The sequence below is a fragment of the Hyphomonas sp. L-53-1-40 genome, assembly GCF_000682775.1.
Classification (GTDB): domain Bacteria; phylum Pseudomonadota; class Alphaproteobacteria; order Caulobacterales; family Hyphomonadaceae; genus Hyphomonas.
This window is the reverse complement of the sequence record NZ_AWFI01000012.1, coordinates 59452-74560: the sequence shown is the minus strand read 5'-3', so window position 1 is coordinate 74560 and position 15109 is coordinate 59452. Positions and strand designations below refer to the sequence as shown.

The window sequence follows — 15109 nt, the reverse complement described above, 5'->3', positions numbered from 1 at the left end:
ATCCCTCAACCGGAGGCCGACCGGAAGTGTTCCGGTGACCGTCGATTGAGCTTATTGCCCTATGGATTAGTCCTTTTTTGCGGCAGGCGCCTTTTTCTTCGCAGGTGCCTTTTTCTTTGCAGGGGCTTTCTTTTTGGCCGGAGCCTTCTTCCCGCCCTTGGTCGCCTTTGCGTTGATCAGTTCGATAGCCTGTTCGAGCGTGACAATATCCGGCGTTACATCTTTCGGCAGGGTTGCATTGGTTTTGCCGTGCTTCACATAAGGCCCATAGCGGCCTTCGAAGACTTCGATTGCGCCGCCATCCGGATGATCGCCGAGAGATTTCAGCGCGGCGGCTCCGCCACGGGCTCCCTGTTTGGCGCGCTTGTCGGCAATCAGCGTGACGGCATGGTTCAGCCCAATGGTGAAGACATCGTTCGGGTCCTTGAGGTTCGCATAGGTCTTGCCATGCTGAACATAGGGGCCGAAGCGACCGAAATTGGCGAGGATCGGTTCGTTGTCTTCCGGGTGTTTGCCGACTTCACGGGGCAGCATCAGCAGTTCGACTGCGCGGTCGAGCGTGATGTCCTGCGGGTTTTCCTTTTCGGCCTTGGTCAGGGAAGCGCGCTTGGGCTTCTCGCCATTCGCCATCTCGACATAGGGACCGAACCGACCGGTTTTGAGATAGATCATCTCGCCTGTATCGGGGTGCAGGCCTAGCTCGTTGCCGTCTGGATTGATTGCTGCTGCGGCGTCGCCATCTGCGCTGAACTGGCGGGTGAACTTGCACTCGGGATGACGCGAGCATCCGACAAAGGCGCCATAGCGGCCGAGCTTCATCGACAGCTCGCCCTCCTTGCAGAGCGGGCATTGACGCGGGTTCTCGATCGGATTGCCATCGGCATCCTGGCGCGGAAACACGTAAGCGCCAAGTTCCTCGTTGAGAACGTCCAGAACCGCTGAGACACGAAGGTCTTTCGTCTCGTCGATATCGGCGGCGAATTGCTGCCAGAATTCCTTCAGGAAGGCTTTCCAGTCGAGCTTGCCATCCGAGATAATGTCGAGCTTCTCTTCGAGCCCGGCGGTGAAATCATATTCCACATAGCGCCGGAAGAAGTTCTCAAGGAACGCCGTCACGAGGCGTCCCTTGTCCTCGGGGATCAGCTGTTTCTTCTCGATACGGACATAGTCGCGATCTTCCAGCGTGGAGAGGGTCGACGCATATGTAGACGGGCGGCCGATGCCGAGCTCTTCAAGCTTCTTGACCAGTGAGGCTTCCGTGAAACGTGGTGGCGGTGTGGTGAAGTGCTGGCTGGCCTCGGCCTTCAGCAGGTCCGCATGCTGGCCTTCTTCCATCTTGGGCAGGCGATTTTCGTCATCGTCGCCATCATCGCCTTCATCGCGACCTTCGGTGTAGAGCTTGATATAGCCATCAAACACCAGGACCTGACCGGTCGAGCGCAGGACCGCGCGCTTGTCCTTGGAGGTCATGTCGATGGTGGTGCGCTCGAAGCGGGCGGTTTCCATTTGCGAGGCGACCGCGCGTCGCCAGATGAGCGTGTAGAGTTTCTTCAGGTCGCCATCGCCATGATAATCTTCCGGGCGAAGGTCGAAATTGGTCGGCCGAATGGCTTCGTGCGCTTCCTGGGCGTTCTTGGCCTTCGAAGAATAGCGGCGGGTCTTTTCCGGCAGGTAACGCGCGCCATAGTTCGACTGGATCATGGACCGGGCTGCCGCATAGGCTTCCTCGGCCATGTTTACGCCATCGGTACGCATATACGTGATGCGACCTTCTTCGTAGAGCTTCTGGGCGGCCTGCATCGTCCGCTTGGCGTTGAAGCCGATCTTGCGGGAGGCCTCCTGTTGCAACGTGGACGTGATGAAGGGTGGGGGTGGGTTGCGCTTGACCGGCTTGGCCTCGACCGAAGTGACGGAATAACCGCCAGCCTGAACAATCTCGAGCGCCTTGTCGGCGTCGCCCTTGTTGCCCAGCGTGAACTTCTTCAGTGTTTCGCCATCGAGACTGTAGAGTCGCGCTTCGAAGTCGGTGCCGTCTGGTGCGCGCAGGTTAGCCGCCACATTCCAGTACTCTTGCGGCCGGAACATCTCGATCTCGTTCTCGCGATCGCAAACGATGCGCAGTGCCACAGACTGGACACGGCCCGCCGACCGGCTACCGGGCAATTTACGCCACAGGACAGGCGACAGGTTGAAGCCGACCAGATAGTCGAGAGCGCGGCGCGCCAGATAGGCATCGACCAGTTCGCCATCAATCTGGCGGGGATGCTCCATTGCGGTCGTGACCGCATTCTTGGTGATCGCGTTGAAGACGACGCGCTCAACTGGCGTGTCCTTCTTCAGGGCGCGGCGTTTGCGCAAGGCTTCCACGAGGTGCCAGCTGATGGCTTCGCCTTCACGATCGGGGTCGGTCGCGAGGATCAGCGTATCGGCTTCCTTCAACGCCGCTGCGATCTCGGAGATACGCTTGGACGATTTGGAATCTGCCTCCCACACCATCGCAAAATCATCGTCCGGATCGACCGAACCATTCTTGGAGGGAAGGTCACGGATATGCCCATAGGACGCCAGGACCTTATAGTCCTTGCCGAGATACTTGTTGATGGTTTTCGCCTTTGCGGGCGACTCGACGACGACAAGTTTCATGCGCTTACCTCTTTAAGGCGGCGAGAGATGGGGTCGGGAGACAGGCCCTGTCAAGGCCGGGTTGTGATTAGCCGTCTTCCCGATAGGCGATGAAGGTGAGCGTGCAGAACAGCACAAAGAGTGGCGGGCTCCATGCTGCGATCACGGGGGGCGCTGCACCTGTTGCCCCGAGGCTGGAAGAGAATTGAGTGAAGAAATACAGCCCGACCGCTGCGAGCGACCCGATGGCCAGAAGCTGTGAATTTCCACCCATTCGCTGCAGGCGCAGGCACACAACGGCGCCGATCAACGCCATCGCCACAAATAGGGCCGGCAGGGCCATGAGCGCGTTGAGGCGCATCTTGTAGCGCGAAGCGTCCAGGCCGGCGGCTTGGGTCTGGCGAACGAAATGCGGCAATTGCCAGAAGCCAATCGTGTTGGGAGATGCAAATTTGTCGAGCAGCGTCACCGCGTCCAGTGTCGTGGGGATGGCGAGATTTTCCTTGAACTCGGGAGGCGCGTTCGGAACATTTTCGATTACGCCTTCAAGCTGCCAGAAGCCATTGCGCAGAATCGCACTATCCGCGTCGATCCGGCGGGCAAAGGCGTAGTCATTGGTCGGTCGCCCATCTGCGTAGAGGCGCTCTTCCTGGATCATCTTCACATCCTGAAGATTCACCCCGCCTTCGGCGACGCGCTTGGCGTGAATGACAATCTGGTTGGTTTCGTCACCCTGGCGCAACCAGATGCCTGTATCGGAAACCGAAAGGGTAGGACGGCCTTCATTGAGCAGGCGGTCGCGCGTCTGCTCAAAGGACTCGGTCAGTTTCGCCGCAAACGGATTGAGCACCATCATTGTGAACAGGCCGAGGACCACGCCGAGGACCATGACCGGGGTCAGGAAGCGCCACGCCGAAATGCCGCTGGCGCGGATGATGGACAATTCCGACCGGCGATTGAGCCGGGTGAAGGCCATCATGGAGGCGATCAACAGCGCGAAGGGCAAGGTCTGCTCGACAATTTGCGGCAGTTTCATCAGGGACAGGTTGAGCGCGCCAAGAATGCTGAGGCGTACATCGCCGCCCACTGTGCGCAGTTGCTCGACCACATCGATCATGAGAATGGCCAGCAGGAGGATGCCCAGCACAAGGGCCAGTCCCATGAGGCATTCCTTCAGGATGTATCTCTGTATCTTGGAAAATAGAGGCATCAGCTGGTGGCTCCGGTCGGGTTCCGGAATAACTCAAGTGGTGGGCGATCGACCTTGCCGAGGTGGCGCCCTCTCGCAAAATAGATATAGCTGAGGATTGCAATAATGCCGAGCGGGACGAGCCATTGCAGCACATTGAGCGCCGGATCATTCGCGGCGGCCGATTGCAATACCAACTGCACAATCAGAACGCCGATGGCACCACCGGTCGCCCAGCCAATCCGTTTGCTGTAGCCCTTGCGGCTGAAATCCCCGCCGAGCACTGCGAAGATCGCCAGCAGCGTCATGACGATGTTCAGCAAGGGTGTGGTCAGGCGACTGTGCGCTTCCGCCAGCAGGGAGTCTATTTCCTTGAGTTCGAAATAATTGGTTCGGTCCACGAAGAACAATTCATAGAGATACTTGTCCGATGCCTTCAGGACGAGGTCTGAGTCCTCTTTCATGAAGTCAGTCAGATCGAACAAGTATTGGTCGAATTCCAGGATCGATAGCTGGTTGTTTGCGTCGAGCTGTTGGCTTGTCGCATCCCGCAGCAGGAGTGTTGGGCTGCCTTCGACTTCAATCAGCGCGGCGCTGCGCGCGAGAATGTCAGTGGGGTTCTCCGGATCGGTCATGTCGGAGATCAGCACGCCACGCAGTTCGCCGCCGGCCTGTTCGCGCGCATAGAAGGTCAGCCGGTCCCCATTGGAGGTAAACTGACCGGGCCGGATCAAGGCTGCAGCCAGATCGGCGCGCGCCGTCGCCACGGTTTCGCGCATGGCACGTTGAGCGGCGGGCTGGACCCAGAGGTTCACGGTCAGGTGTGCGACGAGACAAAGCACGGCGAGCCGCATGATCGGTGAAGCGATCTGCCAGCGGGTCATGCCGGCGGCCTGCGCGACAACGATCTCGCTATCCTTGTGTATGCGGTTCAGCGACCAGACCGTTGCCACGAACAGGGCGAGCGGGGTCAGAAGCGCTATGATCTGCGGTGCGCCGAGCATGACAATATAGAAATAGGTGATCGCAGACTGGCGGTTTTCCAGAATCAAATCGGTGCGTGAAAGCCCTTGGGCCAGCAAGGCCAGCATGGCGAGCCCGCCAATGATGATGACCACAGCCTTCAGGACTTCGAAAAACAGGTATGTCTGGACTTTGGTCATAAGGCGATTAGCAGGCTTTTCGCAGAATCCTTCAGAAAGGGGTGATATTTCCCTAGCTAACGAGTTGCGCAACGCGCGTCGACGTTTAGTTTCCGCTGCAAATGGAGAATCCACACATGAAAATCACATTTGCTGAAAGTGCCAAGGCCGACATCATCGCCTTTCTGGTCGATGAAGACGGGGATCTTCCCGAAGCTGCGGCCGCGCTGAACGAAACCACGGGCGGTCTGTTGTCAGAAGCCATGGATGGTAGCCGGTTCAGTGGCAAGAAGGACCAGCAGGCCTTTATCGTTCTGCCCAAGGGCAGCGATGCTCGCCGTGCGGTGCTGATCGGTGCAGGCAAGAAAGACAAGCGCGATGCGCGCGCTCTCGAAGGCCTCGGTGCCAATCTTTACAAGTCCCATTCAGGCAGCGGTTTCAAATCTCTCGCGATCCATGCTGGCTCCGCAAAGGATGCTGCGCGCATTGCGCTCGGTGCGAAGCTCGCCAGCTATCGCTTCGATACATATTTCACCAAGCTGAAAGATGACCAGAAGCCCAGCCTTGAAAGCGTGACGCTGATGGTCTCCGATGTGCCTGCGGCTGAGGCGGCATTCGTGCCGTTGAATGCGGGCGCCGAAGGCACCAAGCTTGCGCGCGATCTGGTAAATATGCCACCGAATGATCTCTATCCGGCGAGCTTTGCAGAGAAGTGCCGCGAGCTGGGCCAGTATGGCGTTCAGGTCGAAGTGCTTGGCGAAGCCGAACTTGCCAAGCTCGGCATGAATTCGATGCTTGGCGTCGGTCAGGGCAGCGTCAAGGAAAGCCAGCTCGGCGTGATGAAATGGATGGGCGGTGCCGAAGGCGAAGACCCGGTGATCCTGATTGGCAAGGGCGTTTGTTTCGACACGGGCGGCATCTCGTTGAAGCCCGGACCGGGCATGGAAGATATGCGCGGGGATATGGGCGGCGCAGCGGCTGTGACCGGTGCAATCCGCGCGCTGGCCGAGCGCAAGGCCAAGGTCAATGTGATCGGTCTTGTGGGTCTGGTTGAGAACATGCCGGATGGCGATGCAATCCGTCCGGGTGATATCCTGAAGTCGGCCTCCGGCCAGACCATCGAAGTCCAGAATACTGACGCAGAAGGCCGTCTCGTGCTTTGCGACGTGCTCTGGTATGCTCAGGAGCATTTCAAACCGAAGGCGATGGTGGATCTCGCCACGCTGACCGGTGCGATTGTGATCTCGCTGGGCCATCATCATGCCGGCCTGTTCACGGAGAGCGACGATCTGGCGAATGAACTCTCCAAGGCTGGCCAGACCGAAGGCGAGCGCGTCTGGCGCCTGCCGCTCGGGCCAGAATATGACTCGCTGTTGAAGTCGAAATTTGCCGACATGCGCAATATTGGCGGCCGGGCTGCTGGCTCGATCACAGCGGCACAATTCCTTAAGCGTTTCGTAAAAGAAGGCGTGAAATGGGCGCACCTCGATATCGCGGGCGTTGCCTGGGTTGAAGGTGAGAAGGCCGCCTTCGATGTGAGCTGGGCATCCGGCTTCGGCCCGCGTCTGCTCGATCGCTGGATCGCGGACAATTACGAGAACTAGGTGATGTCAGAGGCGCCGAAGCCTGAATGGTGGTTTTACCATCTCTCCCGCACCACGCTGGAGCAGGCTGCGGCGCCGCTTATGCAGAAATGCCTTGATGTTGGTTGGCGCGTTCTGGCGGTCAGCCCGAGTGTCGAGCGCCGGGCGGCGCTGGATGCGAGCCTCTGGACTTTCGACGAGAAGACTTTCCTGCCGCATGGCCAGGCCGAGGCGCCGGGGCTTGATCCTGCGCGCCAGCCGATCCTGCTGGCAGGCAAGCCGGAGAATTTGAACAAGGCCGATGCGTTGTTCCTGATGGACGGGACGAAGGCGCCTGTCGATGCGCCCTATACGCGCTGCATGGTCATGTTCGATGATGGCGACACGGACACGCGCAATCTGGCCCGCCAACAGTTCAAAGCGGCCAAGGATGCCGGGCTGGTGACCCGATATTTCCAGCAGACGCCGAATGGCGGCTGGCAGGAGGCAGGCAAGTAGGCGTCAGGCCTTTTTCACGAATTCCGATTTCAGGCCCATCTGGCCAATGCCGTCGATGCGGCAGTCGATATCGTGATCGCCGTCGACGAGACGGATATTCTTGACCTTGGTGCCGCGTTTGACGACTGAGGACGAGCCCTTGATCTTGAGGTCCTTGATGACCGTGACCGTATCGCCATCGGCGAGTGGGTTGCCGTTTGAGTCCTTGATGACTGGCGCATCGGCCGCGCCTGCGGCATCGGCGCTCCATTCATGCGCGCATTCCGGACAGATCAGCAGCGCGCCATCTTCGTAAGTGTATTCGGAATTGCAATTGGGGCAGGGAGGTAGCGCGCTCATGGGTCGGATCCTTGTCGAAATTCAGGCCCCAGCCCCTATGCCTCTCGGGCCGCCTGCGCAATAGCGGCCTTCGATGCTTGCCCCGCTGGGCCCGCCCCGCTATAGGCCGCGCCAGAACCCTTTTTTCCCTTTCAAGCAGGATGTCATCATGGCTGTTCAGCGCACTTTTTCCATCATCAAGCCGGACGCCACCGAGCGTAACCTGACCGGCGCCGTCAACGCCGTCATTGAGAAAGCCGGTCTCCGCATCATCGGCCAGCGCCGCATCCAGATGACGCAGGCTCAGGCCGAGCGCTTCTATGGCGTTCACAGTGAGCGTCCTTTCTTCGGCGAACTGGTTGAATTCATGACGTCCGGCCCGGTCGTCGTTCAGGTCCTCGAAGGCGAGAACGCTGTTGCGGCCTACCGCGAAGTGATGGGCGCCACGAACCCGGCCGAAGCCGCTGACGGCACGATCCGCAAACTGTTCGCCAAATCCATCGGCGAAAACACCGTGCACGGTTCGGACTCCGAAGAGAATGCCGCGATCGAGATCGCGCAATTCTTCTCCGAGGCCGACATCGCTGGTTAAGGCGACGCCTTCTGGCAGGTGAGATTTGCATAGGGCCCGCCGTAAGGTTGGGCCCTTTTTCTTGCGCGCAGCACAAGCGGCCGGACAGGCGGCGCCTTCCGGGGGGTACCAGATCAGTTTCAAGGCTGGCAGGGTCATGTGTCTGGGCGCGGCAGGTGATAGAGTCCGAATTCCTGGCGAAAGCCGGGATCTCTTGCTGCAGGAGGCCCCGGCATGCGCCGGGGGCACGGATCAGGGGTGAGAACGATCAATTCGCCGTAGGCCGCTTCACGGAAAGGGCGTGACGGTTCAAAACCGAATCCGGATTGGAGCGGCCTCCGTCCCGATAGATCATCCGACAACAGATTGACCGCAACCCGCCCGCTTCGTGTGATGCCCCAGAGCATCTGAGAGCCGGGGCGGCCATTGGCACGGAACCACGCCCTCAGGCGCTGGATGCGCCAGAAGATCAGGGGCCAGATGAGCAAAAGATGCCAAGGCAGGCCCGGCAAGGGCTGGAAGAGGGAAAGGGCTGGCATCGTCTGATCAGCATATTGGCGCTGTGTCTCCGACGAATTCGAAAGGCATGAAGCTGCGTGGACTGGAGGCTAGTCTGCTACCTGCAAGTCAACATCACGTGGAGAGAAAACCCGCGTTTGCTTGACAAATTGCTCAACTTCATCCTGAAATTCTGTGTACCGGGATTGGGTTGTCGCAACATCTTCTTCATAGCTGTCGGGATGGAATGAGACGACATAGGCCCGCCCGAAATGTGACACAGGAAGTTCGGTATTGGGTACGCCACGCTCATATGTATCCGGCAGCCACAGGGTCCTGTCCTTGTCCTGATACCGATACTGTAGCCCGATCCGGTATGTGAACTTGTAGCCAGGATAGTAGCCAAGGTTCAAAAACACTTCTTCAATCTCGCCGGGTGCGAGCGTGAAGAAATCCACCTGTTTCAAGGTGCGGTCATAAGGGTCCAGATGCGGGGCCAATTGCAGGCCGGTTACGGGGCGCAGCATGCCTTTGAACTCGCGCTGTTCACCACCTGCACCGCGCTGGGCTTCGTACAGCGCAAGCATTTGCGGTGCGAAAGGTTCAGCGGACAGAACGTCGACCAGCAGGTAGGGCGCAAACTGCACTGTGTGTTTCTCGGCGTCCGACCGAACCGAGAATGAGAGGAAAGGCGTGGAGGAAATCGCCGGAAGGGTTTGGCGGACATCCTCGATGGGTCGCTCATCACTCACACCTTCGTATATGAAGCTGTCTATCTCATCATATACCCGGCTGATCGCGATAGGTTCAGAGAACTGTCGCCGGGCCGTATCAATCGTGTTCCAGACAAAGATTGCGACGCCGAAGATTGAAGCCAGCGAGCCCCAAAAAGCGATCTTGTTCCACAGGCTGAGCCTGCGGTAGCGAGTGATGATGTGCACCGATTACGTCCCCACGGTCATTTTGGCTTGGCATGAAGCCTACCCATGCTGACCGGGACATCAAGAGCGCCAAGCGAACTTCGCGACTTCAATTTGGGCAGGGAGTTCAGTCGCGCGCCTGAATTTCGGCGCAGGCCTTGGCCAGCGCTTCCGGGTAGAGCTGGTGTTCAACTGGCAGGAGGCGGGCGGCGAGGCTGTCGGCTGTGTCGCCCGGCAGGATGGGCAGGCTTCCCTGCTGGATGATTTCGCCATCATCAACACCGGGACTGACCCAGTGGACGGTGCAGCCGGCTTCGGTATCGCCTGCATCCAGCGCGCGCTGATGGGTGTCGAGGCCTTTGTAATTTGGCAGCAGCGAGGGGTGGATGTTGACCATCCGGCCTTCCCATGTGTTGACGAACCAGGGTGTCAGCACCCGCATGAACCCGGCCAGCGCGATGATCTCGACGCCTGCCTCTGTGAGCTGCTCGTGCATGGCGCGCTCAAATGCTTCGCGGTCCTTGCCATAGGTCTTGTGATCTATGGCGCTGCCGTTTCCAGCCCCTTCGCGTCAGGACGGTTGGAGAGGACGAGAACGGGCTTGGCCGGATAGGCCGGGTCCCGCGCCGCCTCTAGGATAGCTTCCATATTGGAGCCGCGCCCGGAAATCAGGATGGCCAGTTTCAGGCGGGTCATGCGGGGGCGAGGTCTCCGAGCACGACCGGGTGTTCCCCCAACAGGCTCAGCTGGTTCATGACGATTTCAACCATGTCCGGCTCGACGGAGAAGACCATGCCGATGCCCATGTTGAAGGTGCGATGCATCTCATCCAGCTCGACGCCGCCGGCTTCCTGCAGCCACTGGAAGACCGGGCCGGGCGTCCAGCTGTTGCGGTCAATGCGGGGGACAAGATGGTCCGGGCACATGCGCGGGGTGTTTTCGGTCAGGCCGCCGCCGGTGATGTGGGCAAGGCCATTGATCAGGCTGCCCTTGATGAGCGGCAGGGCGGCTGCGGAATAAAGCCGCGTCGGGGTCAGCAGGGCTTCGCCGAGCGTGCCGTCAGAGAAGGGCGATGCGGCCTCATAGGAGAGGCCCTCCCGCTCGACGATGCGGCGGATCAGAGAATAGCCATTCGAATGCGGGCCGGATGAGGCGATGCCGATCAGCACGTCGCCAGTGGCCATGTCGCCCATGCGGGGAAGGACCTTGGCGCGGTCCACGGCGCCGACCACGAAGCCGGCAAGGTCATAATGGCCGGGCGGGTACATGCCGGGCATTTCAGCGGTTTCGCCGCCGACAAGGGCGCAGCCGGACTGGCGGCAGCCTTCCGCAATGCCGGCGACGACTGCTTCGGCGATGCCGGCTTCGAGCTTGCCAGTTGCGAAATAATCGAGGAAAAACAGCGGCTCAGCCCCTTGGGCGAGCACGTCATTGGCGCACATGGCGACGAGGTCGATGCCGACCGTGTTGTGGATGCCGGTTTCGAAAGCCAGCATCAGCTTGGTGCCGACGCCGTCTGTGCCGGAAACCAGGACAGGATCCTCATACCCGGAGGCTTTCAGGTCGAACAGCGCACCGAAGCCGCCGAGCCCGCCCATGACGCCTGCGCGTGCGGTTGCCTTTGCCAGCGGGCCAATGGCCTCAACCAGCCTTTCTCCTGCCTCAATGTCGACACCGGCATCACGGTAGGAAAGGGGAGTTTTGGATGTATCGCTCATGATGACTCGCGCGTTAGCATGGGGAAAACGTCTCTGCCAGTGCCGCTTGCGGTTCCAGCCCCAGCTCTGGCTTGCTACAAGAGGTCCAAACGGAGGCCGTTGACCATGATTCGTATCCTTATTGCGTCCCTTTTCGCGCTGGTTGCCCTCGGGCTGGGCGCCTCCGCTGATACGCGGGATGTCTACACGGTTTCAAATATCGAAGTGGACGAATCCGCCAGCACACTGATCGAGGCGCGTGAGCGCGCCATGGCTGCAGCCCGGATCAAGGGGGCTCGTGTGCTGATCGACCGGATCACACTGGCCGATGACCGTGTGTCTGCCGGGGGTATCCCGATTGATGCCGCGCTCGCGAACCGCTTGTCAGCGGCCGTTGATGTGCAGGAAGAGACGGCCGGCAATGGCCGCTACAAGGGCACGCTGGCCATGGTCTACAACCCCCGCATGGTTCGCGCGCATCTCGACTCCCTGTCGGTGCCCTATGTTGATACGCAGGGCCCCAAGGGCCTGCTGGTCCCGCTCGCTGCGTCTGCGGGGTTGGACGCTGCCTGGCGCGAAGCGCTCGGAACAGGCCGCGATGAGACGCTGTCGCCCTATGTGACCTCGAACAGCCCCGGTTACAGCGCCTTCAGCAGCTGGATGGAACTGTCACCGGAGGCGTCTGCCCTGGGCGCGCGCCGAGGCATTCTGGCGGACCTGTCCGGCCAGGATGGCGCATGGCGCGTTACAGTGTCCACTGTGACGGCGGCGGGCACCGAACCGGTCGGCACGACACCCTACGCCCAGACACTGGACGGCGCGGTCGATGCGATGCTTGGCCTGCTGGATGAAAACTGGAAGCGGACCTCGGTTATCCGTAGCGGTGAGCGGACTCCGGCCACGGCGAGTGTACGCTACACATCTCTCATCGAATGGAACACGTTGCGGGGCGCGCTGGCCCGGTCGCCTCTGATCTCGGAATTCCGCATTGACGCGATTGCGCGTGACGGGGCGATGGTTGCCTTTTCCTATGCGGGCGATCCACCGCGCCTGCAGAACGACCTGCTGCAGCGCGGGGTTTCCCTGTCTGAAAATGATTATGGCTGGATTGTCCGGTCCGCGGTGTCGTCGTCGGGGGAACCGTGAACCCGGCGAACCCGAACAGGCCCTACAAGCCGAGCCAGCTCAGCCTCGGCTTTCCTGCAAAAGAACCCACGCTTGATGCGCTTCTGGTGACGGAAGCCAATGAGAGCGCTTTGGCGGTGCTCGGCGCGCCGCAGAGTTGGCCGTTTCCTGTCATTTGCCTGTTGGGGCCGCCGCGCTGCGGATTGTCTGTTCTGGCGCGCGCCTGGTGTCAGGAATTTGAAGGCAGCTATCATGTCGCCAAGGAGTTTTCCCGTCTGAAATCACGCGGCCTGGCGGCGCTGGCGTCGGGATTTGTCGCGGTGGACGATGCCGACCGCGTCAAGAAATCCGAGAATTTGTTGACACTGATCAATACAGCAACGGCTGAGGGCGGGCATGTCCTGCTGACTTCAAAGCACCATCCGAGCCAATGGCAAACCCAGTCAGCCGACTTGAAATCCCGCCTCATGGCACTGCCGGTGATCGAGATTGGAGAACCTGACGAAAAAATGCTCAAGGCGCGGCTGGAATCCGCTGCCGAGCGCTATTTCCTGAAGCTTGAGCCTGAGGTCATTAAGTATCTGGTACCCCGACTGGAACTTTCTTATGAGGCTATCGAAATATTTATAGAGAAATTGAATGATAAGGTGACCGAAGCGGGCCGGGCACCCTCGGTGCCATTGGCCCGGGAAGTCGTCGAAGAATTGGGCTGGGCCGACCCCGATCAGAGGTCCATGCTCTAGAATTGAATGGAATTGCGGAGTTTGGCATCATGGCCGATGGACAGTCTGGAACCCAGAAGCAGACGATGAATTCGCCGGAGCGGTTCCTGAACCGGGAATTATCCTGGCTGGAGTTCAACCAGCGTGTGCTGGAAGAAGCGTCGAATACCGACCATCCCCTTCTTGAGCGCCTGAGGTTTCTGTCGATATCGGCGAGCAACCTCGATGAGTTCGAAATGGTGCGCTATGCGGGCCTGCGCGAACAGGTGCGGGCCGGCGTTGTCAAAGCCAGTCAGGATGGCTTGACCCCAGCCGAGCAGGTGGAACGGATTGAAGAAGCTTCCCTGAACCTGATCGCCGAACAGCAAGCGCGCTGGCGCAGCCTCAAGCAGGAACTCAATGCCGAAGGCGTTCATGTGCTGGGCGTGAAGGAACTGAACAAGAAAGACCGGGCTGAGCTGGACAAATATTTCCGGTCGAACATCTTCCCGGTCCTGACACCACTCGCAGTCGATCCCGCGCATCCGTTCCCGTTCATTCCAAATTTGGGCTTTTCGATTGCGATCAATCTGGTTGCCAAGGGGAATGGAGATGCCCATGTGGGCATCATTCCATTGCCGGCCTTTGTTCGGCGTTTCATTCGCCTGCCCAAAGGCACCAAGGGCAATTTGCGCTTCATTGCGCTGGAAGATGTCATCGGCATGTTCATCGATGAACTCTTTCCCGGATTTGAGGAGAAAGACCGCTGCCTGTTCCGTGTGATCCGTGACAGCGACATCGAGATCGAGGAAGAAGCCGAAGACCTGATCCGCGAATTCGAAGTGTTGCTGAAGCAACGTCGCAGGGGCCGGATCGTTCGTATCCGAATGCAATCCAGTGCACCGGAAGACCTGCGCCGACTGATCACGCATGAGATCGGCGCTGAAGAAGCCGACATCGTTCTCTATGATGGCATTCTTGGAATGGCACAGCTATCGGAACTGATTGTCAGTGATCGGCCAGACCTGCAGTTCCCGTCCTATGAGCCGCGCTACCCCGAGCGTATCCGCGAGATGGGGGGTGACTGTTTTGCGGCGATCCGGGCAAAGGACATTCTGGTTCATCATCCATTCGAGACGTTTGATGTTGTAGTCCAGTTCATCCGGCAGGCCGCAGCCGATCCGCAAGTCGTTGCGATCAAGCAGACGCTCTACCGAACAACGGCGAATTCACCGATTGTTGCCGCCCTGGTCGAAGCGGCAGAGGCCGGAAAAAATGTTACCGCATTGGTCGAGATCAAGGCGCGCTTTGATGAAGAAGCCAATTTGCGACTTGCACGCGACCTTGAGCGCGCGGGTGTTCAGGTTGTCTACGGTTTCATCGAGTACAAGACCCACGCGAAAGTGTCGCTTGTGGTGCGCCGCGAAAGTGATGAGCTGCGCACATACACGCATTACGGGACGGGCAACTACCACCCGATCAATGCGCGGATCTACACAGACTTGTCGCTATTCACTGCGGATGCGGCGTTGGGTCGTGACGCCAATCGTCTCTTCAACTTTGTGACGGCCTATCGCGAGCCACCCTCTGTCGGTCCCGTGATGGAAAAGGTTTCCATGTCGCCACTCGACATGAAAGAGAAACTCATCGGGATGATTGAGGCAGAGGCAGACGCGGCGCGCCGGGGCGAACCCTGCGGCGTGTGGGCGAAGATGAACTCGCTGGTCGATGGCGAAGTGATTGATGCGCTCTATTCGGCCAGCCAGGCGGGCGTGCCGATCATTCTGGTCGTACGCGGCATCTGTTGCCTGCGTCCCGGCGTTCCGGGCTTGTCTGATAATATCTCTGTAAAGAGCATTGTGGGTCGGTTCCTGGAACATTCCCGCATTGTCTGTTTTGCCAATGGGGAGGTTCTGCCATCGCCCAAGGCCAAAGTGTTTATCTCGTCTGCGGACTGGATGCCGCGAAATCTGAACCGGCGTGTCGAGGCATTGGTGCCGGTTGAAAATCCAACCGTTCACCGTCAGGTGCTGAACCAGATCATGGTCGCCAATCTGAATGACGAACAACAAAGTTGGATCATGGGAGAAGACGGCGTCTATGAGCGAATGGAATTGCGTCCCGATACAGAGACTTTCTCGGCCCACACATATTTCATGGACAATCCCAGCCTGTCTGGACGCGGGAGCGCGCTCGAAGTCAGCCTGCCGCCACGTCTGAAACCTCGCGAAGGCGTCTAGGTTTG

13 protein-coding genes and 1 pseudogene are annotated in these 15109 nt (G+C 59.4%); 6 read left to right on the top strand and 8 right to left on the bottom strand.

What is annotated here, in order from left to right; genetic code table 11:
* Window positions 1–66: 66 nt before the first annotated feature.
* The 3 genes from topA to L53_RS06250 all read right to left on the bottom strand — a co-directional run bounded on the left by topA (window position 67) and on the right by L53_RS06250 (window position 4974).
* Window positions 67–2643, bottom strand: a complete 2577-nt coding sequence (gene topA, locus L53_RS06260; RefSeq protein WP_034813314.1) for a type I DNA topoisomerase — start codon at window positions 2641–2643, stop codon at window positions 67–69.
* Window positions 2644–2710: 67 nt separating this feature from the next.
* Window positions 2711–3832 (bottom strand): LPS export ABC transporter permease LptG, encoded by a 1122-nt coding sequence (lptG, locus tag L53_RS06255; RefSeq protein WP_034813312.1) that lies wholly within the window; start codon window positions 3830–3832, stop codon window positions 2711–2713.
* Window positions 3832–4974 carry an LptF/LptG family permease gene (locus tag L53_RS06250; protein ID WP_051607661.1) on the bottom strand — a complete coding sequence of 381 codons (1143 nt, stop codon included), beginning with the start codon at window positions 4972–4974 and terminating at the stop codon, window positions 3832–3834. The genes lptG and L53_RS06250 overlap by 1 nt, the downstream gene beginning before the upstream one ends.
* A 116-nt stretch (window positions 4975–5090) precedes the next feature.
* Here L53_RS06250 and L53_RS06245 point away from each other — a divergent pair, with 116 nt between their 5' ends.
* Entirely contained in the window at window positions 5091–6557 is a 1467-nt protein-coding gene (locus tag L53_RS06245; protein ID WP_034813309.1) for a leucyl aminopeptidase, read from the top strand.
* 3 nt (window positions 6558–6560) lie between these two features.
* A complete protein-coding gene (locus L53_RS06240) occupies window positions 6561–7034 on the top strand; it encodes a DNA polymerase III subunit chi (RefSeq protein WP_034813307.1) in 474 nt (157 codons plus the stop codon).
* A 3-nt stretch (window positions 7035–7037) separates the two neighbouring features.
* On the opposite strand, the gene L53_RS06235 is transcribed toward L53_RS06240, so the two are convergent.
* On the bottom strand, window positions 7038–7373 hold the full coding sequence (locus L53_RS06235) for a zinc ribbon domain-containing protein YjdM (RefSeq protein ID WP_034813305.1): 336 nt from the start codon (window positions 7371–7373) through the stop codon (window positions 7038–7040).
* Between the two features lie 148 nt (window positions 7374–7521).
* On the opposite strand from L53_RS06235, the gene ndk reads away from it, so the two are divergent.
* Window positions 7522–7944, top strand: a complete 423-nt coding sequence (ndk, locus tag L53_RS06230) for a nucleoside-diphosphate kinase (protein ID WP_034814231.1) — start codon at window positions 7522–7524, stop codon at window positions 7942–7944.
* Window positions 7945–8078: 134 nt separating this feature from the next.
* Here the strand turns inward: ndk and L53_RS06225 are convergent, their stop codons facing one another.
* The 4 genes and pseudogenes from L53_RS06225 to purM form a co-directional block, all read right to left on the bottom strand.
* Window positions 8079–8462, bottom strand: a complete 384-nt coding sequence (locus L53_RS06225; RefSeq protein WP_034813303.1) for a hypothetical protein — start codon at window positions 8460–8462, stop codon at window positions 8079–8081.
* A gap of 69 nt (window positions 8463–8531) precedes the next feature.
* Window positions 8532–9362 carry a hypothetical protein gene (locus L53_RS06220; protein ID WP_034813302.1) on the bottom strand — a complete coding sequence of 277 codons (831 nt, stop codon included), beginning with the start codon at window positions 9360–9362 and terminating at the stop codon, window positions 8532–8534.
* 106 nt (window positions 9363–9468) lie between these two features.
* Window positions 9469–10037, bottom strand: a pseudogene (gene purN / locus L53_RS17725) (phosphoribosylglycinamide formyltransferase).
* On the bottom strand, window positions 10034–11059 hold the full coding sequence (gene purM / locus L53_RS06210; RefSeq protein ID WP_034813299.1) for a phosphoribosylformylglycinamidine cyclo-ligase: 1026 nt from the start codon (window positions 11057–11059) through the stop codon (window positions 10034–10036). The pseudogene purN and the gene purM overlap by 4 nt, the downstream one beginning before the upstream one ends.
* 105 nt (window positions 11060–11164) lie before the next feature.
* Between purM and L53_RS06205 the strand changes: the two genes are divergently transcribed.
* Genes L53_RS06205 through L53_RS06195 form a run of 3 tightly spaced genes read left to right on the top strand, consistent with a single transcriptional unit; the run spans window position 11165 to window position 15104 of the window.
* Complete coding sequence (locus tag L53_RS06205) at window positions 11165–12184, top strand: hypothetical protein (RefSeq protein WP_034813297.1); 1020 nt, start codon at window positions 11165–11167, stop codon at window positions 12182–12184.
* Complete coding sequence (locus L53_RS06200) at window positions 12181–12906, top strand: DnaA ATPase domain-containing protein (protein WP_034813295.1); 726 nt, start codon at window positions 12181–12183, stop codon at window positions 12904–12906. Before L53_RS06205 ends, L53_RS06200 begins: the two co-directional genes overlap by 4 nt.
* Window positions 12907–12935: 29 nt before the next feature.
* Complete coding sequence (locus tag L53_RS06195) at window positions 12936–15104, top strand: RNA degradosome polyphosphate kinase (RefSeq protein WP_084333271.1); 2169 nt, start codon at window positions 12936–12938, stop codon at window positions 15102–15104.
* The last annotated feature ends 5 nt before the right edge of the window (window positions 15105–15109 follow it).

Bases quoted from the DNA above. Each gene is read 5' to 3' on its own strand.
- topA (WP_034813314.1), bottom strand. From the start codon at position 2,643: ATGAAACTTGTCGTCGTCGAGTCGCCCGCAAAGGCGAAAACCATCAAC.
- lptG (WP_034813312.1), bottom strand. From the start codon at position 3,832: ATGCCTCTATTTTCCAAGATACAGAGATACATCCTGAAGGAATGCCTC.
- L53_RS06250 (WP_051607661.1), bottom strand. From the start codon at position 4,974: ATGACCAAAGTCCAGACATACCTGTTTTTCGAAGTCCTGAAGGCTGTG.
- L53_RS06245 (WP_034813309.1), top strand. From the start codon at position 5,091: ATGAAAATCACATTTGCTGAAAGTGCCAAGGCCGACATCATCGCCTTT.
- L53_RS06240 (WP_034813307.1), top strand. From the start codon at position 6,561: ATGTCAGAGGCGCCGAAGCCTGAATGGTGGTTTTACCATCTCTCCCGC.
- L53_RS06235 (WP_034813305.1), bottom strand. From the start codon at position 7,373: ATGAGCGCGCTACCTCCCTGCCCCAATTGCAATTCCGAATACACTTAC.
- ndk (WP_034814231.1), top strand. From the start codon at position 7,522: ATGGCTGTTCAGCGCACTTTTTCCATCATCAAGCCGGACGCCACCGAG.
- L53_RS06225 (WP_034813303.1), bottom strand. From the start codon at position 8,462: ATGCCAGCCCTTTCCCTCTTCCAGCCCTTGCCGGGCCTGCCTTGGCAT.
- purM (WP_034813299.1), bottom strand. From the start codon at position 11,059: ATGAGCGATACATCCAAAACTCCCCTTTCCTACCGTGATGCCGGTGTC.
- L53_RS06205 (WP_034813297.1), top strand. From the start codon at position 11,165: ATGATTCGTATCCTTATTGCGTCCCTTTTCGCGCTGGTTGCCCTCGGG.
- L53_RS06195 (WP_084333271.1), top strand. From the start codon at position 12,936: ATGGCCGATGGACAGTCTGGAACCCAGAAGCAGACGATGAATTCGCCG.